Origin of the sequence: Streptomyces sp. NPDC087215 (genome assembly GCF_044744885.1) — a bacterium.
Taxonomy (GTDB): Bacteria; Actinomycetota; Actinomycetes; order Streptomycetales; family Streptomycetaceae; genus Streptomyces.
Map to the genome: position 1 here is coordinate 1 of NZ_JBIUZD010000009.1, position 24,145 is coordinate 24,145.

Consider the following 24,145-nt stretch of genomic DNA (forward strand, 5'->3'; position numbering starts at 1 on the left):
GACCATCCGAAGATGGACGGGGTATCAACTAATCTGGCGTTGATTTTTGGCACGCTGTTGAGTTCTCAAGGTGCGGACGCTTCCTTCGTTCCTGTCTCCAGGCCCTTGGGGCGCTTCCTTCGGTATTTCGTGTTTCCAGCTTAGCAGATCCGATTTCCGTTTCTGCCACCCGCTGGAGCGGGCTGCTGGGGCTGGAATTCGCTTTCGCGCTTTCCGTTCCCGGCGGGGTTGAACGTTACCAGGCTTTCTCGGCCTCCCCGACCACTTCCCCTGCGAGCACGCAGAGGTGTAGACCACTGGGGGTTAGGATCTGGCTTGGTAGGTGCTGCCGACCCACGACTCGAAAGTCGCGTTGGGGCCAGGCAGGAGTACGACAGTACATCCCACCGCCAGTAGAGGCAAATCGTTTCCGGTGGTCCCTAGCTCCGCCCAACTGGTACGTCTCGTGCGGAACTGGGACTTCTTATGACTTACGCTTCTGAACAGTACGCCGTCCAGGACAGGTAGTGACGGCGCCACACAATCTCCGCCCCTGGGAGGCTTCCCATGACAACCGTGACGTCGCCGCTTGCCGGACGCGCCATCGGTCTCGCCGCAGTTCCCGACCCGGTCTTCTCCGGTGCGATGGTCGGTCCCGGTACCGCCATCGATCCCGTACGTGAGCTCTCCGAGGCGGTGTCCCCCATCGACGGGGTCGTCGTCTCCATGCACCCGCACGCCTTCGTCGTCGTCGACGGCGAGGGGCACGGTGTGCTGACACACCTCGGCATCGACACCGTTCAGCTGAACGGGCAGGGCTTCGAGCTGCTCGTGAACAAGGGTGACACCGTGACGCGCGGACAGGCCGTCGTGCGCTGGAACCCCGCCGACGTCGAGGCCGCCGGCAAGTCCCCCATCTGTCCCATCGTGGCCCTGGAGGCCACTGCGGACTCGCTCTCCGATGTCGCGGAGGACCGCGACGTCAAGGCCGGCGACGAGCTCTTCGGCTGGAGCTGAGCCGGATCGTCCTCGTGACGACCGCGAGTTCGACATTCATCGCGGCGGCCGGTGCCGCCGCTCTATCGGAGACAGGTGAGATGGAGACAACGCTGCAAGGCGTCGGCGTCAGCCACGGTGTGGCGATCGGCGAGGTCCGGCACATGGGCACGGCGGTTCTCGAACCTCCGGCCAAGCAGATTCCGGCGGACGAGGCGGAGCGCGAACAGGGGCGCGCCCGTCAGGCCGTCGAAGCTGTCGCTGCCGACCTGATTGCGCGCGGCAATCTGGCCGGCGGTGAGGCGCAGCACGTGCTCGAGGCCCAGGCGATGATCGCCCAGGACCCCGAGCTCATCGCCGACGTCGACCGCCGTATCGCCGTGGGCAGCACGGCCGAGCGCGGTATCTACGACGCGTTCTCGCACTACCGCGAGCTCCTCGCCGGGGCCGGCGAGTACATGGCGGGCCGGGTCGCGGACCTGGACGACGTGCGGAACCGGATCGTGGCGCGCCTGCTGGGCGTGCCGATGCCGGGTGTGCCGGACAGCGACGAGCCGTACGTGCTGATCGCGCGGGACCTGGCCCCCGCCGACACGGCGCTGCTCGACCCGGCGCTGGTCCTCGGCTTCGTGACCGAGGAGGGCGGGCCGACCAGCCACAGCGCCATCCTGGCGCGTGCCCTCGGTGTGCCCGCGATCGTGGCGCTGCCGGGTGCGGGCGAGCTGGCCGAGGGGACGATGATCGCGGTCGACGGTTCGACCGGTGAGATCTTCGTGGACCCGAGCGAGGAGAAGAAGGCGGAGCTGACCCGGGCCGCCGCGGCACGGAAGGCCGCGCTGGCCACGTCCAGCGGTCCCGGTGCCACCTCGGACGGGCACAAGGTGCCGCTGCTCGCCAACATCGGTGGTCCTTCGGACGTTCCGGCGGCGGTCGAGGCGGGTGCGGAGGGCGTGGGCCTGTTCCGTACGGAGTTCCTGTTCCTCGACGACAGCAAGAAGGCGCCGTCCGAGGAGACTCAGGTCGAGGCCTACCGCAAGGTGCTGGAGGCGTTCCCCGAGGGCCGTGTGGTCGTGCGGGTGCTGGACGCCGGTGCGGACAAGCCGCTGGACTTCCTGACGCCCGCCGACGAGCCGAACCCGGCTCTCGGTGTGCGGGGTCTGCGGTCGCTCCTGGAGCACCCGGAGGTGCTGCGGACGCAGCTGACGGCGCTGGCGAAGGCGTCCGAGGGGCTTCCCGTCTACCTTGAGGTCATGGCGCCGATGGTGGCCGACCGTACGGACGCGAAGGCGTTCGCCGACGCGTGCCGTGAGGCGGGGCTGCGGGCGAAGTTCGGGGCGATGGTCGAGATTCCCTCGGCCGCGCTGCGGGCGCGCTCGATCCTCCAGGAGGTCGAGTTCCTGTCGCTGGGCACCAATGACCTCGCGCAGTACGCCTTCGCGGCCGACCGTCAGGTCGGTGCGGTGTCCCGGCTGCAGGACCCGTGGCAGCCCGCGCTGCTCGACCTGGTGGCGCTGTCCGCCGAGGCGGCCAAGGCCGAGGGCAAGAGCTGTGGTGTCTGTGGCGAGGCGGCGGCCGACCCGCTGCTCGCTTGTGTGCTGACGGGGCTGGGTGTCACCTCCCTCTCCATGGGCGCGGCGTCGATCCCGTACGTGCGGGCGACGCTGGCCAAGTACACGCTGGCGCAGTGCGAGCGCGCCGCCGCGGCGGCGCGGGCCGCCGACACGGCGCACGAGGCGCGGCTGGCCGCGCAGGCGGTGCTGTCCGGGGAGTGATTCCCGGGAGTGCCCGGACGAAGGGGCTTTCCGTCACGGTGGTGACGGGGAGCCCCTTCGTCGTGCGTGGGGTCAGTGGTGGGTGGTCCATTCGTCGTCGGGTCCGGTGGTGAGGGGGAAGCCCGCGCGGTGCTCGACGCCCGGTTCGGGCGGGAGGGGTTCTCCGGTGCGGTTGTCGGTGCAGTAGGCGGCGAAGACCTCGGCCTCGGTGAGGGGGGTGAGGGTGCCGCCGGTGAGGCGCCAGCCGTGGAGCCGGTCGGGGGCCCCGGGGGTGGTGGTGCGCAGGACCAGGCCGCCGCGGGTGCCGAGGGCGATGCCCGCGGCGAGTACGGCGGTGAACTCGGCGGCTGGCTCGTCCGCGACCGAGGCGGGCTCGGTGGTGCCGTCGGCCCTGAGGGCGGCGACCAGCTGGTCGGCGGCCGCGGAAACGCTGCAGACGAGATGGTGGGTGCCGGGTCCCACGGCGGCGAGCAGCCGCGTGAGGAGCTCGGCGGCCCGGTCGAAGGCGGCCTTGCCGATGTCCGTGCCACAGGTGGCGCAGTCGCCCGTGGTGGCGAGGACGGTGGTGGCGTACTCCCAGGTGGCGTGGCGTACGGCGGTGTCGACGAGCTCGGGCAGAAGGGTGCTGAGGGCTTGGCCCGTATAGGTGACGCGGGCTCCGGTGGCGGCGAGGTGGGCGGTGAAGCGGCCCCGGGTGGTGGGGTGGTCGGGGTCGAGGGCGGTCTCGGCGCACCAGGCCGCGTACTCCTCGGGGTCGAAGAGGGTGACGGTGGTGGGGCCGCCCTGGGTGGCGAGGGTCTTGAGGAGTGCTTCGACCTGCCGGAGGTAGGTGGTGTGGTCGTCGAAGGCGAAGGTCCTGTACCGGCGCATCGCGGTGAAGTCGTGCTCGTCGGCGAGGAGGCCGACGGTGCTGGGGACTTCGCGGCGCAGGGCGCGGCGGAGTCCTGCCGGGGTGGTGCCGGTCCGTGTCATGTTCTCCCCCTGCTCGTACGGTCCGATCAGTGCTCACTCACCGTAACCTTCGGCACTGACAGTGACGTTCCGGTGAGGCGTCGGCGGACGAGTCGGCTCTGGGCGGCGGCGGTGGCGACGAGGGCGGTGCCGAGGACGGGCCAGGCGAGGGGACCGGCGGCGATGAGGCCGGTCATGAGGAGGGGGCCGGCGCAGCGCTGGGTGGACTGGGCGAGGCCGTGGACCCCGAGGTAGGCGCCCTGGGCGTCGTCGGGTGCCAGGGCGACGGAGATCTCCCAGGAGGCGATGGTGTGGAGCATCTCGGCGAAGGTCAGGGCGACGGTCGCGGTGACCAGGGCCGCGACGGCGAGGGTCTGGCCGCCGAGGGCGGAGGCGGCGACGGCGAGGGTGGTGACGGCGAAGAGGACCGCGAGGGGGCGGAACAGGCGGCGGGCGGCTTCGGTGGTGGTGGCGAAGCGGGAGAGCGGGACCTGGAAGAGGACGACGAGGGCGCTGTTGGCGACCATCAGGAGCGGTGCGAGGCCGACGGGGGCGTCGGTGGCGTGGACGATCCAGAGGGGCAGGGCGACCTGGAGGATCGAGTCGTGGAGGAAGAAGACCGCGTCGCCCGCCGTGAAGGCGAGGAAACCCCGGTCGCGCCAGGGACTGGAGGGCTTGGCGGTGGGGGTGGGGCCGGTGGAGGAGGCGGCGATGCGGGAGGCGGGGGCCGGGGGTTCGGCGCAGCGGAGGGTGAGGGCCGCCATCACGAGGTAGGAGAGCGCGTCCCCGATGAGCAGCAGGTGGAACGCGGTGGTGGTGCCGACGGCGAGGGCTCCGGCGGCGCCGAGTCCGCCGAGGGTCCAGCCGATGTTGGAGGTGGTGCGGTTGATGGCCTGGTAGCGGATGCGGTCGGGGCCCGCGACCCGGGCGGCGTAGAGCTTGGTGAGGACGTTGGTGGCGCGGTCGGGCAGGGCTCCCGCGGCGGAGATGAGGACCAGTAGCGGGTAGTCGTCGGTGGTGAGGAGTGCGAGGAGAGCCGTCGCGCGCAGCAGTTGGGTGCAGATCAGGACGCGGATGAGGGGGAAGCGGTCGGCGAGGACGCCGCCGAGCGGGGCGCCCGCGATGCCCGCCGCGCCGGAGACGGCGACGAGGAGGCCGACCTGTCCGAGGCCGAGGCCGGTGACGTAGGTGAAGTAGAGGGCCATGGCCGTGGACCAGAGTCCGGTGCCGCACTTGTCGATGAAGTTGACGAGGAGCATCCGGCGCCCGTCGGGGCCACCGGGGACGCGGTCCTCGAGGGCTGGTCCGGTGAAGCGGGTGGTACGGCTCAATGGGTCCCCCTTGCGAACTTCTTTGTATCGGTACATAATTGATTACGTGGCAGCACAATATGCGATCGACGGTACGACAGCCAAGGGGATCGCCGCGTCCGTGGAACGCGGTGTGGCCGAGGGCGGACTCTCGCCCGGCGACGCCCTGCCTCCGGTGCGGCGGCTCGCGGACGATCTGGGGGTGAGTCCCGGGACGGTCGCGACGGCCTACAAGGAGCTGCGGCGACGGGGTCTCGTCCTCACCCGGGGCCGGGGCGGGACCGTCGTGGCCGATGTGCCGTCGGTGGCCTCCCGGCGTCCCCCGCGCGTCCCGCGGGGCCTGGTGGACCTGGCCGGCGGGCATCCGGACCCGGCCTTCCTCCCCGTACTCCGACCGCCGACGACGGTCAGCCCGGTCTACGGGTCCCATCGCGCCGCGCCCCGGCTCCCGGCTCTCGAAGGGGCCACCCGGGAGTGGTTCGGGCGGGACGGGGTGCCCGCGCGGCACGTCACGTTCGCGCACGGGGCGCTCGACTGCATCGCGCGCCTCCTGTCGACCGAGCTGCGGCCCGGTGACGCGGTGGCCGTGGAGGACCCCGGTTTCCACCATCTGCTCGATCTGGTGCCCGCGCTGGGTCTGCGGATGGTCCCGGTGGCGGTCGACGGCGAGGGGATCGTGCCGGAGTCGCTGCGGGCGGCGCTGCGCGGCGGGGTGCGCGCGGTGGTGTGCAGTCCCCGGGGGCAGTGCCCCACCGGGGCGTTCTTCACCCGGTCGCGGCGGGACGAGCTGGTGGCGGTGCTCCGGGAGTTCCCCGAGGTCCTCGTCGTCGAGGACGACCACAACGCGGAGGTCGGCGGGGCTGCGGCGCACACGCTGGCGGCGGCCGGGCTCGACCGGTGGGCGCAGGTGCGGACCGTGTCGAAGCACCTCGGGATCGACCTGCGGTGGGCCGGGGTCGCGTGTGACCCGGTGACGCTCGCGCGGCACGACGGGCGGATGCTGATGACCTCGGGCTGGGTCAGCCATGTGCTCCAGGAGACGGTGGCCGGGCTGTTCGGTGACCCGTCGGTGCGCGCGCTCGTGGCGGCGGGCGAGGAGGCGTACGCGGAACGGCGCGCGGCGCTGATCGGCGCGCTCCGGGCGCACGGCATCCGGGCCGTGGGGGCGAGCGGGCTCAATGTGTGGGTGCCGGTGCGCGACGAGTCGGCGGTGGTCAACGGGTTGCGGACGCAGGGCTGGTGGGTCGCGGCGGGGGCCCGGTTCCGGATCGCGGCCCCGCCCGCCGTACGGATCACGACGGCGACGCTCGACGTGGGCGAGGCGGCGCGGCTCGCGGCCGACTTCGCCGAGGTGCTCGGGGACGCCCAGGCCACGTATGGGGGGTGAGGGGAGCCGGGGTCCGGGGTCCGGGGTCCGGGGTCCGGGGGGACTGTGGTGGGGGCGTGGGGCTGTCGGGGCGAGTGGGGAGCTGTGGGGAGTTGTGGAGCCGGTCCGGGCTTGCTCCGTGGCTGCCGGAGCGGGGGCGGTCGGGCTGTGGTTGGGCAGTGGTGGTCAGGTCGAGGCGGGGCGGGCAGGGGTCGGGTCGGAACGTGTTTGCCCGGCACGGCCGGTGGGCCGTGCCGGGCGGTGGGGGTCGGACTGAGTGGTTCTGCCGGGCGGTGCGGTGCGGTGGGTGTCGTGCCGGGGCCGGGAGCCTCGCGTCATGCCCCCGACGGTCGCGGGCGGGTGCTCCGGGGAGGGCGTGGCTTCCCCGGAGTGCTCGCGGTCAAGGGCCGGTCAGCGGGTGCGGTAGGCCTCGGTCAGGGTCTGGTGCAGGGTGTTGCCCCGGCTGTCGGTCAGTTCGGCGCGGAGCGAGACGGAGCGGCCCGGGGCCGGGTTGCGGTAGGACACCGCGCCGTCGGCGACGGGGACGCGGGACCAGGTGGCGCCGCCGTCCGTGGAGAGCGCCACGGTGAGGGACCGTACGCCGGTCGTCGCGGCGGCGCCCTGGACGGTGACCGGGACGGTGACGGGGGTGCCCGCCGGGCCGGTGCCGTCGAGGCCGAGGGCCGGGGTGAAGCGGACGGCGCTCAGCGGCAGCGCCGCCGGGGTCGTCGTGCCGGCCGAGGAGAAGGTCCAGGCGGCCGTCACGCGCCCGCGTGAGGCCGTGCCGTCGCCGCGTGTCGCGGAGGCGGTCAGCCGGTACGAGGCGCGGCCCGGGGTGGTGGTGAACGTGGCGCGGCCGGGGGCGCCGTGCCGGGTGCCGATCAGGACGCCGTCGCGCTGGAGGGTGGTGGTGGCGGCCAGGAAGCGCGGGGCGGACGGTGTGTGGCCGTCGCCGTCGGCGAGCAGCGGGATGTCGAGCGTGAGGGAGTCGCCGTCGCGGACGCCTGCCGGACGGGCACTGGGCGCCCCGTCGATCGCGGGGCCGAAGACCGCGTTGTCGAAGGTCTTGGTCACGGTGGCGCCCGCGCGGACCGCGATGCCCTCGGCCATGTACTGGTTGGGGCGGGTCTCCGGAGTGGCGGGGCCCGTGTAGTCGACGTCCCACGTCCCCCGTTCCGGTGTCACGAGGACGGTGGCGGTGTCGGCCGGCTGGAGCGCCCGGCCGAGGCCGATGGTGGTGCCCTCGGCGGGCTGGACGGAGACGAAGGCGGTGCCGGTCGCGCCCTCGGTGGCGGCGCCCCGGATCTTGAGGGTGGCCAGCGAGGCGGTCGTCGGGCGGCGGACGACGCCGGTCTGGGCGTGCGTGGAGGTGAAGGTGTAGCCGAGCGCGTAGTCCTGGGAGGCGCCCGTCCAGTAGTTGTCGAACCACTCCTTGACGGAGCCGGGTTCGGCGGCGGGGCCGAGGTGGGCCACCCGCAGGTTGTCGCCGGCCATGATGATGTTGGCGGAGCGGGTGGTGCCCTCGTGGGTGACCTGGACGTAGCCGATGCCGCTGCGGTAGCGGGCGCCCCGCTCCGGCGGGCGGACGTCCACGGGGGCGGTGGTGCGGGCGTCGACGGTGACGGTCGTGTCGCCGGTCAGGTCGAGGCGGGGCTGGACGATCCAGTCGACCTCGGAACCCTTCTCCAGGGTGGAGTCGAGCAGGTAGCGGCCCTTGGGCAGGCGGACGGTGACGGTCCCGGAGGCGTCGTGGGGCGCGACCGCCTCGGCCGCGCCGGGGCCGGAGATGCCGGTGACGTGGGTCAGGTAGTCGCCGGTGGCGGCTCCCTGCCGGTCGAGGTGGCGGATGGTGAGGGTGTACGTCTCGGCAGGGTCCGCGGCGACGGCGCTCGGCGGCGGCACCGAGAGCGAGGTGCCCGCGAGGACCGTGGCCACGGCCAGGGCGCGCAGGGCGGCGCGGCGGGTGGTGCCGCGTCCGGTGGCCGTGGAGGTACGCAGGGGTGTCGAGGAATCGTTCATGATCAGCACTGCTCGTACCGCGCGCCGCGTTCCGGTGACCTGCGCCACATCGGCCCGGGGGCGGGGGGCTGAGCGCTCTTCCCGCCGGGGGTTTCCGGCCGGGGGTTCCGGCCGGGAGAGGGAGTGGTTCCGGCCAGGCGCTTCCTGCTGAGGAGAGTGCTTCCGGCCGGGCTCGGCGGGCTGGGAGGTGCCCGGCCGAGGTCTGTCAGGGGCCGGGACCCACTGGGGCGTGAACTCGCCAGGGCCGGATCTCTCCGGGACCAGGGCTCTCCGGGACCGGACTCCCCAGGGCTGGGACTCGCCGGGCCGGGACTCGCCCGGACGCGGGACCCGCCGTCCGCCCCGGGGTGCGGGCGGGTGTGGTCCAGGTCACGGGAACCCGGACGAACCAGGGCCCAGTGCCAGATGTGGAATCACCTATGAGAGATCGTTTCCGCGCCGGGGACCCCTCGGCGCTCGGGGAGGCGTACGACGAGCACGCACGCGTGCTGTACCACTACGCCCACCGGGTCTGCGGGGACCGCGCGGCCGCGGAGGACGTCGTGTCCGCCGCCTTCCTGGAGGCCTGGCGCTGCCGGGGGAAGGTGCACGCCGACGGCGGCAGCCTGCGCCCCTGGCTGCTGGGCATCGCGACCAACATCATGCGGGGCGCCGCCCGGGAGGCCCGGCGGCGCGACGCGGCCCTGGCCCGGATGCCCGAGCGCGGTGTCCTGCCGGACTTCGCCGACGACGTCCTCGCCCGGATGACCGACGGGGAGCAGGTACGGGCCGCCCGCGCCGCGCTCGGGAAGCTGCGGCGGCGCGAGCGGGAGGTCTTCACCCTCGTGGTGTGGGCCGGGCTCGACTACGCCGCCGCGGGGGAAGCCCTGGGGGTGCCGGTCGGGACCGTGCGGTCGCGGCTGTCCAGGGCCCGTGAACGGCTCCGGAAGCTCGCCGACGCCGAGTTGCGCGCGGTGCGCCGGAAGGACCGGGCGGCCGGAGTCGCCGTCCGGTCCCGGGGAGCGGCCGCCGTCCGTTCCCCGGGACCGGGAGCGGCCGCCGTCCCCTCCCCCGGCGGGACCGCGTCCCCGCCCGCTTCCTCCTCGGCCCGGCCGCCCGCCCCCACGCCCGCGCGTACCGGGGCCGGGGACGGCCCCGGAAGTACGCCCGCCCGTTCCGCCGCCCGTCCCGCCGCCCTCGTGCCCCGACCGATCCCGGAGAACCAGGCATGAACGCCTTCGCCCCCCGCCCGCCGCACGCCCAGGGCCACGCGCGCGCGGCAGCCGACGAGCTGCTGCGCGCCGAACTCACCGAGCTGCTGCCCCCGCCGCCGGTGCCCGAGCCCGCGCCCGGTCTGCGGCACACCGTGCTGCGGACCGCGCTCGCCGGGGACGGTCCGGACCGCCGACCGTCCCCCGTGCGGCGCCCCGGGTTCCGCCTCGCCGGGCTCGCCGCGCCGGTCGTCGCCTGCGCGATGGTGGCCGGTGTCGCCGTGTTCGCGCTCCAGGAGGCACCCGCCGGGGGCCCCGACCGTTCCCAGGTGGGACAGCGGGCCCCGGGCGGCGCGGGCCAGGTGCTGACCCGGGCCGCGCTCGCCGCCGCCGCGGCTCCCCCGCCGGACGTCCGGGCCGACGGGTACGTCTACGTCCGGAGCCTGGTCGCCCACGCGGGCCGGGCCGCCTCCGGCGGGGCCGCCGCGCTCCCGGCCGTCCACCGGCGCGAGGTGTGGCTGTCCGCCGACGGCAGTCGCGCCGGTCTGCTGCGCGAACCCGGCGCCGCCGATGTGGAACTCGGCGCACGGGCGCCCGTGTACGAGCTGGACCACCGGGGCGCCACCCCCCGGAAGACCACCATCGACATGGCGCCGCCGTCCGTCACGCACCCCACCCACGCGTACGTGGCGACGCTTCCGACGGACCCGGACGCGCTGCTGCGCCTGATCCGTGCCGAGACCGGCCGGGCCGGGGGCGACACGGACCAGCGCGCGTTCACCGCGATCGGGACGCTGCTCGCCGAGACCTGGGCGCCGCCGAAGGTCACCGCCGCGCTGTACGAGGCGGCCGCGCGCGTCCCCGGGGTCACCGTGCTGCCGTCCGCGAAGGACGCGGCGGGCCGTGAGGGCGTCGCCGTGGCACGTACCTCCGGTGGCGCGCAGACCCAGTGGATCTTCGACCGGGCGACGTCGGCGTTCCTCGGGGAGCGCACGGTCCTGACCGAAGCCACGTCTGCCGGGCCCGCTGGCACCGTCCTGGGTGTCTCGGCGGTGCTGGCCAAGGCGGCGGCCACCGCCCCCGGCGAGCTGCCCGGCGCGGCGCGGGCCTGACGTACGGGTTCCCCGGGGGTACCGAGGCTCCCGGGGGCCCGCGTCAGCCTCTGCGGGAGGCCGCCAGGGCTTCGTAGAAGCGCAGCAGGCCGAGGTCGTCGACGGAACCCGCGTTGACGGCCTCGGCCAGCGGTGTGCCCTGGAGCAGCCTCTTGACCGGGACCTCGATCCGCTTGCCGGTGAGGGTGTGCGGAACGCCCGGCACCTCGATGATCTCGTCGGGGACGTGCCTCGGGGACAGTTCCGTGCGGATCGTGCCCTTGATGCGGGCGATCAGCTCGTCGTCCAGGGTGGCGCCCTCCGCCAGGTGGACGAAGAGCGGCATCCAGTAGCCGCCGTCCGGCTCCTCCAGGCCGATCACGAGGGACTCGCGGATCTCAGGGAGCCGTTCGACGGCCTCATAGATATCGGCGCTCCCCATGCGCACGCCCTGCCGGTTCAGGGTGGAGTCGGAGCGGCCGTGGATGACGACCGAACCGCGGTCGGTGATCGTGATCCAGTCGCCGTGGCGCCAGACGCCCGGGAACATCTCGAAGTAGCTGTCGCGGTAGCGGCTGCCGTCGGGGTCGTTCCAGAAGCGGATCGGCATCGACGGCATGGGCTTGGTGACGACCAGTTCGCCGACCTCGTCGATCACCGGCTCGCCCGAGGGGTTCCAGGACTGGAGGTCGGTGCCGAGACCCGCCGCCTGGAGCTCGCCGATGTGGACCGGGAGGGTCGGCACGGCGCCCGCGAAGCAGGAGCAGACGTCGGTGCCGCCGCTGACGGAGGCGATCCAGAGGTTCTCGCGGACCTCGTCGTGCAGCCAGCGGAAACCGTCGGGCGGCAGCGGGGAGCCGGTGGTGGCGACGCACTTCACGGACGAGAGGTCGAAGTCCCGGCCCGGGTGCGCGTCCGCCTTGGCGCAGGCCATGACGTACGCGGCGGAGGTGCCGTACAGGGTGGCGCGGGTGCGTTCGGCGACGCGCCACTGGGCTGCGATGTCCGGGTAGCCGGGGCTTCCGTCGTACAGGACGACGGTCGTACCGGTGAGGAGGCCGGAGACGAGGAAGTTCCACATCATCCAGCCGGTGGAGGTGTACCAGAAGAACACGTCCTCGGGGCCGAGGTCGCAGTGCAGCCCCAGCTGCTTGACGTGCTCGACGAGGATGCCGCCCTGGGACTGGACGATCGCCTTCGGCAGACCGGTCGTGCCGGAGGAGTACAGGACCCACAGCGGGTGCGAGAACGGGACCTGTTCGTAGACCGGCTCGACGTCGGCGGCGACGAGACCGGCCCAGTCGAGGGCCCCTTCGGGCGCCGGGGTGCCGAGGAGCGGGATGTGGACGACCGCGCGCAGGGTGGGCAGCTCGGCGCGGAGTTCGGCGACGGTGTCGCGGCGGTCGTGTTCCTTGCCCCCGTAGCGGTAGCCGTCGACGGTGAACAGGACGACCGGCTCGACCTGCTGGAAGCGGTCGAGGACGCTGCGGGCGCCGAAGTCCGGGGCGCAGGAGGTCCACACGCCGCCGACGGCGGCGGTGGCGAGCAGGGCGACGACCGCCTGCGGCACGTTGGGCAGATAGCCGCTGACGCGGTCGCCGGGCCGTACGCCGAGTTCGCGGAGTCCGGCGGCGAGGGAGGCGACCTGACGGCGCAGCTCGGCCCAGGTCACGGGGGCCGGCTCATGTGTCTCGTCCACAGGGAGCAGGGCCGTGTCGTGGGGGCGCTCGTCGGCGGCGCGCAGTGCGTGCTCGGCGTAGTTGAGGGTGGCCCCGGGGAACCAGTCGGCGCCCGGCATGGAGCGGTCGCCGAGGACCCGCTCGTACGGGGTGGCGAAGCGGATGTCGAACCATTCGACGACCGCCTGCCAGAAGGTCTCCAGCTCGTCGACCGACCAGCGGTGGAGCGCCGGGTACCCGCCCTCGGCCGGGGCGCCGTGGTGCTCGGCCGCCCAGGTCTGGAAGCGGGTGACGGCGGCCGAGGCGATCTGCTCCTCGTCGGGCTGCCAGAGCGGCTCGGTCTGCGCTGATGTCATGGGGGCTGCTCCCTGGCTGTACGCGGGTCGGCGTGTGTCCCGCGCACGTGCTGGGGTGTGCGCGTGACGCGGCTGACAGGACGATGCCATGTGATCGTCTTTCGCACCAGGGCTGCCCGCCCATGGTCGGAGAGTTGAACATGTGCTCCCAGCACGGGTGAACGAAAGCTGAACGGAGGCGGTTCCGTCCCTGGTGGGTGGCAGGGTGAGCCGTATGGACGGTCGTGAACTGGTGCGTTCGATCAAGGCGTTCGGCTCGGCTCGGGGACGGCGGACGGTGGCGGTGGCGTGGCGGCAGCGGCGCACGGACGCGCGGGCGCTGCCGCCGAGGGGTCCGGAGCGGGCCCGGGTGCCGGGGCTCGCGGTGGTCGCGGAGGCCGCACCCGGCGGGGGGACCATCCGGTTCGCGCGGTCCGTCCTGAGGGTCTCCGTCTCGGCGGTCGGCACCGTGTTCTGGGCCTGGGACGGAGCAGGGCCGCTCCCCTCGTACGCGCTGGCGGGCGGGGCCCCCGATCCGGACCCCCGGGCCCTGCTCGAACCGGACACCGGCGGCGGCTGGCGGATCGTCTCGGAGCGGGTGACGGTGGCGGTCTCCCGGCACGGGGCGGTGGAGGTGCGGACGCCGGGCGGGGTGATGCTGCGCAGGGATCTGCCGCCCCGCTGGTGGGAACCGGTGGACGAGGAGGGCGGCCGGGCATCCGGGGGGTCCGCGCGCTGGACGCAGCGCAGCGAACTGCCCGCCGACGCGCGGTTCTTCGGGCTCGGCGGCCGGGCGTCGGGGCCACGCCTGCGGGACGGCTCGTACCGGCTGTGGAACACCGACCCCCAGGGCGGTTTCGGTCCGGGGGACGATCCCCTGTACATCACCATGCCGGTGCAGTTCGTCGTGTCGGACGCCGGGACGCACCTCGCCTTCCACGACAACACCTGGGACGGCCGGGTCACCCTCGCGGAGGGCGAGGAGGGGGCGGGCTCGGGACACGACCGCCCCGCGACCTGCGAGGTCCGGGTGGACGGCGGGCCGCTGCGCTGCTGGGTGGTGGTCGGCACCCCCGCGCGCGTGCTCCACCACTGGGCGGCGCTCACCGGCGCGCCCGCACTGCCGCCCGCCTGGGCGCTGGGGCCGCAGCACGCCCGCTGGGGCTTCGGGAGCGCCCAGGAGGTCCGGCGGGTGGTGGCGGGGTACCGGGAGCGGGGGCTGCCCCTGTCCGCCGTACATCTGGACATCGACCACTACGACGGGCACCGGGTGTTCACGGTCGACCGGGACCGTTTCCCCGATCTGCCGGGGCTCGCGGCGGAACTGCGGGAGCAGGGTGTGCGGCTGGTGTCGATCGTGGACCCGGCGGTGCGGGCGGAGCCGGGGAACACGGTGTACGACTCCGGGCGGGCGGCCGGGGCGTTCGTCCGGGACGCGGCGGGCGCGGAGCTGCACGGGGTGGTGTGGCCCGGTACCTGCGCCTATCCGGACTTCACCGATCCGGCGGTACGGGAGTGGTGGGGCGGGCTGTACGAGGAGCGGCTCCGGCAGGGCTTCGCCGGGGTCTGGCACGACATGAACGAGCCCGTCTCCTTCGTCCCCTTCGGCGATCCGACGCTGCCCCGCTCGGCGCGCCACGCGCTCGACGGGCGGGGCGGCGACCACCGCGAGGCACACAACGTGTACGGGCTCATGATGGCCCGTGCCGGTTACGAGGGGCTGCGGCGGCTGCGGCCCGGCGAACGGCCCTTCCTCTTCTCCCGCTCGGGCTGGGCCGGGATGCAGCGGTACGGGGGCACCTGGTCGGGCGATGTGTCCACGGGCTGGCCGGGGCTGCGGGCGTCGCTCGCCCTGGTGCTGGGGCTCGGGCTCTGCGGGGTGCCGTACTCGGGGCCCGACGTGGGCGGGTTCGACGGCTCGCCCTCGCCCGAGCTGTTCCTGCGCTGGTACCAGCTGGGGGCGTGGCTGCCGCTGTTCCGCACCCACGCGGCGATCGGCGCGGGGCGGCGCGAGCCCTGGGAGTTCGGGCCCGAGGTCCTGGAGCACGCGCGCGTGGCGCTGGCGGAACGGGAGCGTCTGCGGCCGTACTTCACGACCCTGGCCCGGCTCGCCCGGATGACGGGCGCCCCGTACGTCCGGCCCGTGTGGTGGGGGACGCCGGAGGACCGGGCGCTGCGGGACTGCGAGGACGCGTTCCTGCTCGGTGACGCGCTGCTCGTGGCGCCCGTCCTCACCGGGGGCGCCGACCGGCGGGCGGTCAGGCTGCCGCGCGGGCGCTGGTACGACACGGCGACGGGCCGGGCGTACGAGGGTCCCGGGCAGGTGTTGCTCGACGCGCCGCTGTCCCGGGTGCCGGTGCTGGCACGGGCCGGGGCGGTGCTTCCGGTGCGCGGCGACGACGGTGGTCCGGCCCTGGAGGTGTGGGCGCCCGCGCCGGGACGGACGGGTGGCGGACTCGTCGTACGGGACACCGGGGACGGGTGGGAGCCGGGCGAGATCGAGCGGTACCAGTCGCGCCTGGTGGACGGCCGGGTGGTGGTGGAACGGGTGACGGACGACGGACCGGAGGAGCCGGAACTCCCGGTGCGGGTCCGGGGACTCGGGGAGGGAGGGGCGGGGGTGTGATGGGGGCGGGGCCGCGAGGCGGCGGGGGCCGCTCCGGCTCGCGCCCGTGCGGCCCGTGCGGCCCGTGCGGCCCGTGCGGCCCGTGCGGCCCGTGCGGCCCGTGCGGCCCGTGCGGCCCGTGCGGCCCGTGCGGCTGCGGAGCCGTATCGGGTGGCCTGGGTCGTGAACCCGTTCCGTCAGCCGTAGTCCCCCGCGAACCACTTCGCCGTCGCCCTCGTGTGGAGGGGGAAGGCCAGGTCCTGGGGTGCGGAGAGCAGGTGGTGGCCGCTCGTCTCGTCCGTGGCGACGGAGGGCGGGAGCGCGCTCGCCGCGCGGGGCGGGAGGAGGCCGAAGAGGAGGAGGTGCCCGGCCGGGGAACTCATCGCGTCGGCGAGCCGGACGTCCTCGGCGGGGGCCTCGATGCCGGTCTCCTCGCGCAGCTCGCGGACGACGGCGGCCCGCCAGTCCTCGCCGTGGTCGATGAAGCCGCCCGGCAGGGCCACCCCGCCCCGCGCGGGCTCGATGGTGCGGGTGATGACGACGAGACCCGTACCGCCGCCGTCCGTGACCGGCAGGAGGGCGACGGCGACGGGCAGCGGGTTGCGGTACGCGGTGGCACCGCAGACCTGGCAGGTGCGGGGCCACCCCGCGGCGGCCCGGTGGGCGGCGCCGCAGGAGGAACAGTGCGTGTCATGGGTGTCCTTCACCCCGCCGACCGTACCCGCGCACCCTTTCCCGGCGCTGCCGGAACTGGTAGACGGTGCGCATGACAGGACTCGTCCCCGCCCTCCGTACCCTCGCCGTCATGGCTTCGGCCGGGCTGCTCGCCGCCGCGGGCGCCCTCTCCACCCCCGCTCCCCCGGCCTCGGCCGCGCCGGAACCCGGGGCGCCCGGGGAGTTCGTGGCGCTCTCCTCGGTCGACCCGACGATCCTCCAGGAGATGCGCTACACGACCCGGCACAACTTCGTGGGCGCGCCGGTGGACGGCTACCGGCAGCCGCTGTGCATCCTGACCCGGCCCGCCGCCGAGGCACTGCGCCGGGCGCAGAAGCGACTGCTGGCCCGGGGGTACACGCTGAAGGTGTACGACTGCTACCGGCCGCAGCGGGCGGTCGACCACTTCGTGCGCTGGGCGGAGGACCCGGCGGACGAGCGGATGAAGGGGGAGTTCTATCCGCTCGTCGACAAGTCGAGGCTGTTCGAGGACGGTTACATCGCGGAGAAGTCCGGGCACAGCCGGGGTTCGACGGTGGACCTGACGCTCGTACGCCTCCCGGCCGCGCCCACGCGCGCGTACGTGCCGGGCGAGGACCTGGTGGAGTGCTTCGCGCCCCGGGCGGAGCGCTTCCCGGACAACTCCGTGGACATGGGCACCGGCTACGACTGCTTCGACACCCGCTCGCACACCGACGACCCGAGGATCGTGGGCGGACCCCGGGCGAACCGGCAGCTGCTCAAGGGGGTGCTCGCCAGGCAGGGCTTCGTGAACCTTCCGGAGGAGTGGTGGCACTTCACGTTCGAGCCGGAGCCCTTCCCCGGCACCTTCTTCGACTTCCCGGTGGCCCGGCGGTCGGTGGCCGGTCACTGACGTCTTCCCTGGGCCGGTCTCCCGTGCCACACTCCTGACGGTTCGTCAGATACGGGATGGCCGACGGTACGGGAGACCTCGATGGCAGGGACGCGCAGACCGGTGGTGGCCGGGTGGTTCACCGACGACACCGTGCCGGAGGACCGGTTCCGGCTGCTCGGAACCCGCTGCGCGGCCTGCGCCTCGGTGTTCTTCCCCCGTGAGGACGACGCCTGCCGCAATCCGCTCTGCGCGGGCGGGGAACTCGTCGAGGTCCCGCTCTCGCCGCGCGGCCGGGTCTGGTCGTACACCGACGGCCGGTACCGCCCGCCCGCCCCCTACGTGTCCGACCCGGACGCCCCCTGGGAGCCGTACACCCTTGTCGCCGTGGAGCTGGCGGCGGAGGCGATGGTGGTCCTCGGGCAGGCCGCGCCCGGCGTCACCACGGCCGATCTCGCCGTCGGCACGGAGGTCGAGGTGGTGCCCGGGGTCCTCAACGAGGACGAGCGGCACATCTGGACCACCTGGAACTGGCGGCCCGTAGGGGGGACTCAGGGGGCCGCTCCCGGACTTCAGGGTTCCACCCCCGGGTCTCAGGGTTCCGTCCCGGGCGAGCGGGAGGAGCGGTCGTGAACGACATCGCGGTGCTCGGGGCGGGGATGCACCCCTGGGGCAAGTGGGGGCGCCGCTTCGTCACCTACGGGACGGCCGCCGCCCGTGCCGCGCTCGCCGACGCCGGGCTCGACTGGACCGACGTCGGCTCGGTCGTCGGCGCCGACACCGTGCGCTGCGGCTACCCCGGCTATGTGGCCGGGGCGACGTTCGCCCAGGCCCTCGGCTGGCAGGGCGCTCGGGTCACCAGCGTCTACGCGGCCTGTGCCTCGGGCGCCCAGGCCGTCGCGGTCGCACGGGCCCAGATCCTGGCCGGTCTCACGGACGTGGTCCTGGTGGTCGGCGCTGACTCGGCGCCCAAGGGCTTCTTCGCCCCCGCCGGGGGCGACCGGCCCGACGACCCCGACTGGCTGCGGTTCCGGGTGCTGGGGGCCACCAATCCCACGTACTTCGCCCTCGCCGCCCGCCGCCGGATGGCGCTGTACGGCGACACCCCCGAGGACTTCGCCCGGGTCAAGGTGAAGAACGCGGCGGCCGGGGCGCTCAACCCGCTGGCCCGCTACCGGACCCGGGTGACCGCCGAGGAGGTCGCCGCCTCCGCCGTGGTCGCCGATCCGCTGCGGCTCCTCGACATCTGCGCCACCTCGGACGGCGGGGCCGCGCTCGTCCTGTCCGGAATGGACTTCGCCCGCGCGCACGGGCACCCCGATCCCGTACGGATCAGGGCCGTGTCGACGGTCTCCCCCACCTACCCCAGGACGGTGCTCGACCTGCCGGACATCGCGACGGACTCGGCGGTGGCCGTCGCCCCGGCCCCGTACGCCTTCCGTGCCTCCCTCGCGCGCGCCGCCTACGAGGAGGCGGGGATCGGGCCCGAGGACCTGTCGCTCGCGGAGGTGTACGACCTGTCCACCGCCCTGGAACTGGAGTGGTACGAGGACATCGGGCTCTGTCCGCCGGGCGAGGGCGCCAAGCTGCTCGGGGAGGGCGCCACCGCGCTGGGCGGACGCGTCCCCGTCAACACCAGCGGCGGGCTCGCCTCGTTCGGGGAGGCGGTGCCCGCGCAGGCCATCGCCCAGGTCTGCGAGCTGACCTGGCAGCTGCGGGGCACGGCGGGCGGGCGGCAGGTGCCGGGGGCCCGGGTCGGCATCACCGCGAACCAGGGCCTGTTCGGGCACGGGTCGGCGGTGGTGGCCGTGCGCTGACCGTCCCCTGAGGTCCCTGAGGACCCTGAGGACCCTGAAGACCTTGAGGAGCTGAGGAGCTGGGGAGCTGAGGACCTCAAGGATCTTGAGGGGCCGGAAGCCCCCGAGGTCCCTGAGGGTCGCTCAGGGGGTGGCCGTCGCGTGGCTCCGGTCCGCGAGGACGAGCGCGTGCTCGACGACGGCCACCAGCACGTTCTTCACGGACTCGCGGTTCCGTGCGTCGCACATGACCAGCTCCACCTCGGGGTCGAGGTCGAGCGCCCCGCGCACGCTCTCCGCGGGGAACCGCTGGGCGCCCTCGAAGCAGTTGACGGCCACCGTGAACGGGATGCCGCGCCGCTCGAAGTAGTCGATGGCCGCGAAGCTCTCCTCCAGACGGCGGGTGTCCGCGAGGACGACCGCGCCGAGCGCGCCCTGTGCCAGCTCGTCCCAGAGGAACCAGAAGCGGTCCTGGCCGGGGGTGCCGAACAGATACAGGACGAGGTCCTCGCGGAGGGTGATCCGGCCGAAGTCCATGGCGACCGTGGTGGTCTTCTTGGCCTCGACCCCGTGCAGGTCGTCGACGGGCCGCCCCGCCTCGCTGAGGACCTCCTCGGTCCGCAGCGGCCTGATCTCGCTGACCGCGCCCACCAGTGTCGTCTTGCCGACCCCGAACCCGCCCGCGACGAGGATCTTCAGGGTCATCGGTTCGACGTAGGGGTGTTTGCGGCTAGAGCGCCCGAAGGCCATTGATCACCTCGCGGAGAATGCTCACGTCCGGCAGTTCGGCCGGCGGAACGGGGCGGGTCACATGGACGAGTTCGTCCTCGACGAGATCACCGACGAGGACCCTGACGACCCCTACGGGGAGGTCGAGTCCCGCGGCGAGCTCGGCGATCGACTGGGGCTGCTCGGAGCAGCGTTCGACGATCTCCACGTGCTCGGGGGAGAGCGACTGGTCCCGGCCGGGGTCGTCGGCGGCGGGTTCGGGGACGACCAGCGCGATGAGGTCGAGTCGGTGGCGGGTGGCGGCGCTCGTCCGGCCGCGGGTCATCGCGTACGGACGGACCACCGGTCCCGCCTCGTCGTCGAACCAGTGGTGGTGGCCGGGGGTCCGGCCCTGGTTCACCTGGTTCCGCTCGGCTGCGTCTGTCATGCCGTCCCGCTCACCCTCCCGAGGGCAGACCGGACCGGGGGGCCGTCGTGAGGTGGGCCCCGACCCGCTTCACCATCAGCGTCATCTCGTAGGCGACCTGGCCGATGTCGGAATCGGAGTCCGCGAGCACGGCCAGGCAACTGCCGTCCCCGGCGGCCGTCACGAAGAGGAAGGCCTCCTCCAGCTCGACGACCGTCTGGCGGACCTTGCCCGCCTCGAAGTGGCGGCCGACGCCCTTGGCGAGGCTGTGGAAACCGGAGGCCACGGCGGCCAGGTGCTCGCCGTCCTCGCGGGTCAGGTCCCGGGACGCACCGGTGGGGAGGCCGTCGCTGGAGAGCACGAGGGCCTTGCGGATCGAGCCGACCCGCTGGACGAGCTCGTCCAGGAGCCAGTTCAGCTCGCCGTGCCCGTGTGCGTGACCGGACGTGCTGGGTGCTGCGGCGTTCGGTGCGGTCATCGACCGTCCCCCTCGGGTGTCGTTCCTGGTGCTGTCGGTTCGTCCGGATCGGCGTCGTGGCCGCGCCCGCGCTGCCAGCCGCGCTGCATGGCGGCCATGCGGGCGCGCACCTCGTCGGCGTCGCGCTCGAAGGAGTCCGGGCCCTCGGCGGAACCGGCCCTTCCCGTACGGGCGCCGACGCGGGAACCCGTACGGGTTCCGTCCGGTCCTTCCGTCCCGCGCAGCTGCGGCGCGAGGCTGGCCTGGCGGACCCGGCGGGGCAGTCCGCCGAAGGGCTCGGGGCCGTCCGCCCGGACGGGACCCTCGGCCGGTACGGGGAAGAGGGCGGGGCCGGAGCCCCGCTGGTCCCGTCCCGCACCGTGGCCGTGGTGGCCGGTGCCGGGGTGGCTCGTGTCCTGGTGGCCGGTGCTCCCGTGGCCGGTGCCGGGGTGGCCGGGGGCGTCCGCCGCCCGGCCGGGGGCGTCCGGGTTCCCCGGGTGACGTCCCGGAGCGGGGTGCGCCCGGCCGGTGAGCGGCTGCTCCAGGGCGGGGAGCTCGTGGCCGTGGGCGGGGAGTCCGTGGGCGGGGTCCGGGACGGAGTCCGTACGGCCCTGGGGCGTACGGGTCCGGTCCTGGGGGGCGCCGGTCCGGTCCTGGGACGTACCCGCGCGGTCCGGGAGGCCGGGCACGCGGTCCGGTTCGTCGACGCGGCGGCCGTGGTCCACCACCAGGGTCGGGGTGGGGCGGCGGCGCGGCAGCGGCGCCGGGCCGTCGGCCGGGTCTTCCTCGTCGCCGTGGCCGTCCGGCCGGTCCTGGGCCTGCCCGTGCGGTCCCGGGCCCGTGCGGCGCCCGCGTCGGGGCCGGAAGAGGCCACCGCGCTCGCTGTCGCTGTCGAGCAGGTCCGCCGAACGGTCGAGCAGCACGTCGAGGTCCTCGGCGCCGACCGGTCCTTCGAGCTCGACGGGACCGTCGAGCGGGCCCGGCGCCTCGACGACGTCCGGGACGCGGGCCAGCGCCGGACGGCGGCTCGGCAGCGCGGGGGTGCCGTCGGGGCCGGTGCCGGTCGTACCGGCCCGGTCCGGGGTCTTGCGGTCCAGACGGAATCCCGCGCCCTGGGTCTCGGGCGCGTCGGTCAGCAGGGCCGCCGGGATGAAGACGACCGCGGTGGTCCCCCCGTAGGGGGAGGTCTGGAGCGAGACCCGGACGTTCTGGCGCTGGGCGAGGCGGCTGACCACGAAGAGGCCGAGGCGGTCGGTGTCCGACAGCTCGAACTCGGGGGTCTCGGCGAGCCGGAGGTTGGCGTCGAGCAGGGCGTCGGCGTTCATGCCGAGGCCGCGGTCGTGGATCTCCAGGGTGAAGCCGTTGGCGACGCGCTCGCCGAGGACCTGCACGGCGGTGTGCGGGGGCGAGAACACCGTGGCGTTCTCCAGGAGTTCGGCGATGAGGTGGGTGAGGTCCGCGACGGCGGGTCCGCCCACGCCGAGGCGCGGGAGCCTGCGCACCTCGATCCGCTCGTAGTCCTCGACCTCGGCGACGGCGGCGCGGACCACGTCCATGAGCTGGACCGGCTTGCGCCACTGCCGGGAGGGGGCGGCGCCGGAGAGGATGACGAGACCCTCGGCGTGCCGCCGCATACGGGTGGTGAGGTGGTCGAGGCGGAAGAGGTCGGCCAGCTCGTCGGTGTCCTCGGTGCGCCGCTCCATGGTGTCGAGGAGGGTGAGCTGGCGGTGCAGCAGGACCTGGTTGCGCCGGGCGAGGTTGACGAACACCTCGGAGACGCCCCGGCGGAGCTCGGACTGCTTGACGGTGGCCTCGACGGCGGCGCGCTGGAGGGTGTTGAGGGCCTGGCCGACCCGGCCGACCTCGTCCTCGTCGTACCGCAGGTGGGGCACCTCGGTGCCGACGTCGACCTGTTCGCCCGCGGCGAGCCTGCGCATCACGCTGGGCAGCCGGACCCCGGAGACCTCCTGGGCCTCCTTCTGGAGGCGGCGCAGGTCGCGGACGAGGGAGCGGCCGACGCGGACGGAGATGACGACCGAGGCGAGCAGCGCGAGGAAGCCGAGGACGCCCGCGACGCCGACCTTGATCAGGACGCTGTACGCGGCGGGCCGGACCCGCTCCTGGTAGCGGTCGCCCGCGGCGGTGTTCTCACGGGCGAGGTCGTCGAGGACGGGGCCCGCCCGGTCCTGCCAGTGGGCCGCGGTGACGGCGCGCGGGGTGTCGGTGGGGCCCTCTTCGAGGATCGCGTTCTCGGCGGCGCGCAGCGGCTGGGTGTCGGGGCTGCGCCAGTACTTCTCGAAGTGGTCGCGCTCGGCGGAGGGCAGGACTTCGAGGTTGACCTCGTAGAACAGGGTGCGCTTGGCGACCAGGTCCGAGACGGCGCGGACCTCCTCGCGGGTGATGCGGCCCGCGACGAGCGCGGAGAGGACGAGGGCGTCCTCCTGGGAGAGCAGTTCGCGTGCGCGCGTGATGCCGACGAGGGCCCGGCCCTGCTTGTCCATCTCCACGTTCTCCAGGGCGTGGAGGGTGATGAGGAAGCTGTAGCAGGGGTCGACGAGCCGGTTGTAGAACTCCAGGGTCTGGATCCGGCCGACATCGCGCTTCTCCACGGAGCGGCGCAGGGAGTCGAGGCCGTCGAACGCTTCGAGGAGGGAGGTGAGCCGCTGGGCGGTGACGGACCGCATCTCCTCGCGGACGCCGGGGTCTCCGGCGTTGGCGCGGATGCGGGCGATCTGCCGGTCGGTGGCCTCGCGGGTCTCGCGCAGCGAGTCGAGCGCCTCGGAGCCCCGGGGGTCGGCGAGGTAGATCAGGGACTGGCGGCGTTCGAGCTGGATGACCCGGGCGGTGTCCTCCAGGGGGTAGCCGACCTTGTCGACGATGTAGCCGACGTCGAGGAGCTGGTCGGCCTCGCGGCCGGTGAGGGCCGTGGCGAACGCCCAGAGCCCGGTGAGGGAGACGAGCGGTACGAGCAGCAACGCCACGATCTTCCGGCGGATGGACTTCCCGCGAAAGCGCATGGCCTCCCCCAGCTCGGCCCCCGCTCGTCGCGGGGGGCCTTCACGTTGGTGACGTCCGGCGTCAACACGCGGCGTCAACCTTCGGTTTCAACAAATGGCGGCGCGAGCCTACTACTGCATCAAGACCATCTCGAAGGCGTGTCCGGGCTATTTTCAGCCTGTCGAGTGAGCGTTGATCATGAGATGTCCCGGTATTCGGGGAGTTGGGATCGGCCACTGTGGCGCAGGACACCTGATGGCACGCCATTTCACCCACTCGGGGAGATGGCTGGAACTTTCTGTTCCGTTCGCTCGTGTCGCATGTTTCACGGGGGTCGGGCGAAACCTTTTACCTCGGTCGTGCGTCAATAAGTACGGGGAGGGCTCTGTCCGCGTAAAGACACTCAAGGCGGGCAGCCACCCCTGGAGTCGTTCAGCGGTGGGGAGTGACAGGACCATGGGACACGAGGCGCGGTCGGCGCGGCAGTTGTGGATGGAGGAGGAGCGGGGCACTCAGCGGATGCCGGACCCGGTGCGCAACGCGGCGGTACGCGCGGTGATGATCACATCGGTGACGCTGATCCAGGCAGTGGTGGCGTTCCTGTGCAGTGTGGCGGGTTCCTGGATGGCGTTCCCGGTCACGGTCACGGCGGTCGCCTCGACCGTGGTGGCCACCTGGAGCGTCCTGGACGTCTGGATCACCCGTCAGGTCTGGCGCCAGCGCCATGGCGTGGTGTCGGAGCCGAGCAGCACGGCCCGTCCGTCGCCGCGCGCCAAGCGCGCGGCGGAGCGCACGGAGACCGTGCCGCTGTCGGAGGCGGCCTGACGGTCTGACCGGCCGTCCACGGGGCGGTGACCTCGCCCCGTACGGGAAGGGCGTCCGGCTCCTGCGGGAGCGCGG

General features: G+C 73.8%; 19 protein-coding genes. 10 read left to right on the forward strand and 9 right to left on the reverse strand.

The window, feature by feature from the left end; translation table 11 throughout:
• The first annotated feature begins 546 nt into the window (after nucleotides 1–546).
• Together ACIO92_RS22290 and ptsP are read left to right on the forward strand one after the other, a co-directional pair.
• Nucleotides 547–996, forward strand: a complete 450-nt coding sequence (locus ACIO92_RS22290) for a PTS glucose transporter subunit IIA (protein WP_351795455.1) — start codon at nucleotides 547–549, stop codon at nucleotides 994–996.
• An 80-nt stretch (nucleotides 997–1,076) separates the two neighbouring features.
• Nucleotides 1,077–2,747, forward strand: a complete 1,671-nt coding sequence (ptsP, locus tag ACIO92_RS22295; protein ID WP_402284212.1) for a phosphoenolpyruvate--protein phosphotransferase — start codon at nucleotides 1,077–1,079, stop codon at nucleotides 2,745–2,747.
• A gap of 72 nt (nucleotides 2,748–2,819) precedes the next feature.
• Here the strand turns inward: ptsP and ACIO92_RS22300 are convergent, their stop codons facing one another.
• Nucleotides 2,820–3,719 (reverse strand): hypothetical protein, encoded by a 900-nt coding sequence (locus ACIO92_RS22300; protein WP_401237863.1) that lies wholly within the window; start codon nucleotides 3,717–3,719, stop codon nucleotides 2,820–2,822.
• A 26-nt stretch (nucleotides 3,720–3,745) separates the two neighbouring features.
• Nucleotides 3,746–5,029 (reverse strand): MFS transporter, encoded by a 1,284-nt coding sequence (locus ACIO92_RS22305; protein WP_401237861.1) that lies wholly within the window; start codon nucleotides 5,027–5,029, stop codon nucleotides 3,746–3,748.
• 46 nt (nucleotides 5,030–5,075) lie between these two features.
• Here ACIO92_RS22305 and ACIO92_RS22310 point away from each other — a divergent pair, with 46 nt between their 5' ends.
• A complete protein-coding gene (locus ACIO92_RS22310; protein WP_366445844.1) occupies nucleotides 5,076–6,395 on the forward strand; it encodes an aminotransferase class I/II-fold pyridoxal phosphate-dependent enzyme in 1,320 nt (439 codons plus the stop codon).
• 390 nt (nucleotides 6,396–6,785) lie between these two features.
• Here the strand turns inward: ACIO92_RS22310 and ACIO92_RS22315 are convergent, their stop codons facing one another.
• Entirely contained in the window at nucleotides 6,786–8,393 is a 1,608-nt protein-coding gene (locus tag ACIO92_RS22315; RefSeq protein WP_402284216.1) for a serine protease, read from the reverse strand.
• Nucleotides 8,394–8,812: 419 nt separating this feature from the next.
• Between ACIO92_RS22315 and ACIO92_RS22320 the strand changes: the two genes are divergently transcribed.
• Both ACIO92_RS22320 and ACIO92_RS22325 read left to right on the forward strand, forming a co-directional pair.
• Nucleotides 8,813–9,604, forward strand: a complete 792-nt coding sequence (locus ACIO92_RS22320; RefSeq protein ID WP_402284218.1) for a sigma-70 family RNA polymerase sigma factor — start codon at nucleotides 8,813–8,815, stop codon at nucleotides 9,602–9,604.
• Nucleotides 9,601–10,695: a CU044_5270 family protein gene (locus ACIO92_RS22325; protein WP_402284221.1), complete on the forward strand. Its 1,095-nt coding sequence runs from the start codon at nucleotides 9,601–9,603 to the stop codon at nucleotides 10,693–10,695. Before ACIO92_RS22320 ends, ACIO92_RS22325 begins: the two co-directional genes overlap by 4 nt.
• A gap of 43 nt (nucleotides 10,696–10,738) precedes the next feature.
• Here the strand turns inward: ACIO92_RS22325 and ACIO92_RS22330 are convergent, their stop codons facing one another.
• Nucleotides 10,739–12,709: an acetoacetate--CoA ligase gene (locus ACIO92_RS22330; protein ID WP_401237853.1), complete on the reverse strand. Its 1,971-nt coding sequence runs from the start codon at nucleotides 12,707–12,709 to the stop codon at nucleotides 10,739–10,741.
• A gap of 214 nt (nucleotides 12,710–12,923) precedes the next feature.
• On the opposite strand from ACIO92_RS22330, the gene ACIO92_RS22335 reads away from it, so the two are divergent.
• Nucleotides 12,924–15,314: a glycoside hydrolase family 31 protein gene (locus ACIO92_RS22335; protein WP_402284224.1), complete on the forward strand. Its 2,391-nt coding sequence runs from the start codon at nucleotides 12,924–12,926 to the stop codon at nucleotides 15,312–15,314.
• Nucleotides 15,315–15,490: 176 nt separating this feature from the next.
• Here the strand turns inward: ACIO92_RS22335 and ACIO92_RS22340 are convergent, their stop codons facing one another.
• The gene (locus ACIO92_RS22340; protein WP_366445851.1) at nucleotides 15,491–16,000 is read right to left on the reverse strand and encodes an NUDIX domain-containing protein; all 510 of its coding nucleotides are present in this window, start codon (nucleotides 15,998–16,000) and stop codon (nucleotides 15,491–15,493) included.
• Nucleotides 16,001–16,059: 59 nt separating this feature from the next.
• On the opposite strand from ACIO92_RS22340, the gene ACIO92_RS22345 reads away from it, so the two are divergent.
• The 3 genes from ACIO92_RS22345 (at nucleotide 16,060) to ACIO92_RS22355 (ending at nucleotide 18,677) form a co-directional block, all read left to right on the forward strand.
• Nucleotides 16,060–16,881, forward strand: coding sequence for a M15 family metallopeptidase (locus tag ACIO92_RS22345; protein ID WP_402284227.1), 822 nt, complete (start codon nucleotides 16,060–16,062; stop codon nucleotides 16,879–16,881).
• Nucleotides 16,882–16,962: 81 nt separating this feature from the next.
• On the forward strand, nucleotides 16,963–17,493 hold the full coding sequence (locus ACIO92_RS22350) for a Zn-ribbon domain-containing OB-fold protein (protein WP_401237845.1): 531 nt from the start codon (nucleotides 16,963–16,965) through the stop codon (nucleotides 17,491–17,493).
• A 26-nt stretch (nucleotides 17,494–17,519) separates the two neighbouring features.
• Complete coding sequence (locus tag ACIO92_RS22355) at nucleotides 17,520–18,677, forward strand: lipid-transfer protein (RefSeq protein ID WP_402284244.1); 1,158 nt, start codon at nucleotides 17,520–17,522, stop codon at nucleotides 18,675–18,677.
• Between the two features lie 123 nt (nucleotides 18,678–18,800).
• Here the strand turns inward: ACIO92_RS22355 and ACIO92_RS22360 are convergent, their stop codons facing one another.
• Genes ACIO92_RS22360 through ACIO92_RS22375 form a run of 4 tightly spaced genes read right to left on the reverse strand, consistent with a single transcriptional unit; the run spans nucleotide 18,801 to nucleotide 23,265 of the window.
• Nucleotides 18,801–19,406, reverse strand: coding sequence for an ATP/GTP-binding protein (locus tag ACIO92_RS22360; protein ID WP_366445854.1), 606 nt, complete (start codon nucleotides 19,404–19,406; stop codon nucleotides 18,801–18,803).
• Complete coding sequence (locus ACIO92_RS22365; RefSeq protein ID WP_366445855.1) at nucleotides 19,387–19,812, reverse strand: DUF742 domain-containing protein; 426 nt, start codon at nucleotides 19,810–19,812, stop codon at nucleotides 19,387–19,389. Before ACIO92_RS22365 ends, ACIO92_RS22360 begins: the two co-directional genes overlap by 20 nt.
• Before the next feature lie 10 nt (nucleotides 19,813–19,822).
• Nucleotides 19,823–20,269 (reverse strand): roadblock/LC7 domain-containing protein, encoded by a 447-nt coding sequence (locus ACIO92_RS22370; protein ID WP_351795414.1) that lies wholly within the window; start codon nucleotides 20,267–20,269, stop codon nucleotides 19,823–19,825.
• A complete protein-coding gene (locus ACIO92_RS22375) occupies nucleotides 20,266–23,265 on the reverse strand; it encodes a nitrate- and nitrite sensing domain-containing protein (protein ID WP_402059889.1) in 3,000 nt (999 codons plus the stop codon). The genes ACIO92_RS22370 and ACIO92_RS22375 overlap by 4 nt, the downstream gene beginning before the upstream one ends.
• A 436-nt stretch (nucleotides 23,266–23,701) precedes the next feature.
• On the opposite strand from ACIO92_RS22375, the gene ACIO92_RS22380 reads away from it, so the two are divergent.
• Nucleotides 23,702–24,070, forward strand: a complete 369-nt coding sequence (locus tag ACIO92_RS22380; protein ID WP_402059892.1) for a hypothetical protein — start codon at nucleotides 23,702–23,704, stop codon at nucleotides 24,068–24,070.
• Nucleotides 24,071–24,145 lie beyond the last annotated feature (75 nt).

What these genes read in the sequence shown, in the direction of transcription:
- ACIO92_RS22290 (WP_351795455.1), top strand. Translation starts at nt 547, where the DNA reads ATGACAACCGTGACGTCGCCGCTTGCCGGACGCGCCATCGGTCTCGCC.
- ptsP (WP_402284212.1), top strand. Translation starts at nt 1,077, where the DNA reads ATGGAGACAACGCTGCAAGGCGTCGGCGTCAGCCACGGTGTGGCGATC.
- ACIO92_RS22300 (WP_401237863.1), bottom strand. Translation starts at nt 3,719, where the DNA reads ATGACACGGACCGGCACCACCCCGGCAGGACTCCGCCGCGCCCTGCGC.
- ACIO92_RS22315 (WP_402284216.1), bottom strand. Translation starts at nt 8,393, where the DNA reads ATGAACGATTCCTCGACACCCCTGCGTACCTCCACGGCCACCGGACGC.
- ACIO92_RS22320 (WP_402284218.1), top strand. Translation starts at nt 8,813, where the DNA reads ATGAGAGATCGTTTCCGCGCCGGGGACCCCTCGGCGCTCGGGGAGGCG.
- ACIO92_RS22325 (WP_402284221.1), top strand. Translation starts at nt 9,601, where the DNA reads ATGAACGCCTTCGCCCCCCGCCCGCCGCACGCCCAGGGCCACGCGCGC.
- ACIO92_RS22330 (WP_401237853.1), bottom strand. Translation starts at nt 12,709, where the DNA reads ATGACATCAGCGCAGACCGAGCCGCTCTGGCAGCCCGACGAGGAGCAG.
- ACIO92_RS22335 (WP_402284224.1), top strand. Translation starts at nt 12,924, where the DNA reads ATGGACGGTCGTGAACTGGTGCGTTCGATCAAGGCGTTCGGCTCGGCT.
- ACIO92_RS22345 (WP_402284227.1), top strand. Translation starts at nt 16,060, where the DNA reads ATGACAGGACTCGTCCCCGCCCTCCGTACCCTCGCCGTCATGGCTTCG.
- ACIO92_RS22350 (WP_401237845.1), top strand. Translation starts at nt 16,963, where the DNA reads ATGGCAGGGACGCGCAGACCGGTGGTGGCCGGGTGGTTCACCGACGAC.
- ACIO92_RS22355 (WP_402284244.1), top strand. Translation starts at nt 17,520, where the DNA reads ATGCACCCCTGGGGCAAGTGGGGGCGCCGCTTCGTCACCTACGGGACG.
- ACIO92_RS22360 (WP_366445854.1), bottom strand. Translation starts at nt 19,406, where the DNA reads ATGGCCTTCGGGCGCTCTAGCCGCAAACACCCCTACGTCGAACCGATG.
- ACIO92_RS22365 (WP_366445855.1), bottom strand. Translation starts at nt 19,812, where the DNA reads ATGACAGACGCAGCCGAGCGGAACCAGGTGAACCAGGGCCGGACCCCC.
- ACIO92_RS22370 (WP_351795414.1), bottom strand. Translation starts at nt 20,269, where the DNA reads ATGACCGCACCGAACGCCGCAGCACCCAGCACGTCCGGTCACGCACAC.
- ACIO92_RS22375 (WP_402059889.1), bottom strand. Translation starts at nt 23,265, where the DNA reads ATGCGCTTTCGCGGGAAGTCCATCCGCCGGAAGATCGTGGCGTTGCTG.
- ACIO92_RS22380 (WP_402059892.1), top strand. Translation starts at nt 23,702, where the DNA reads ATGGGACACGAGGCGCGGTCGGCGCGGCAGTTGTGGATGGAGGAGGAG.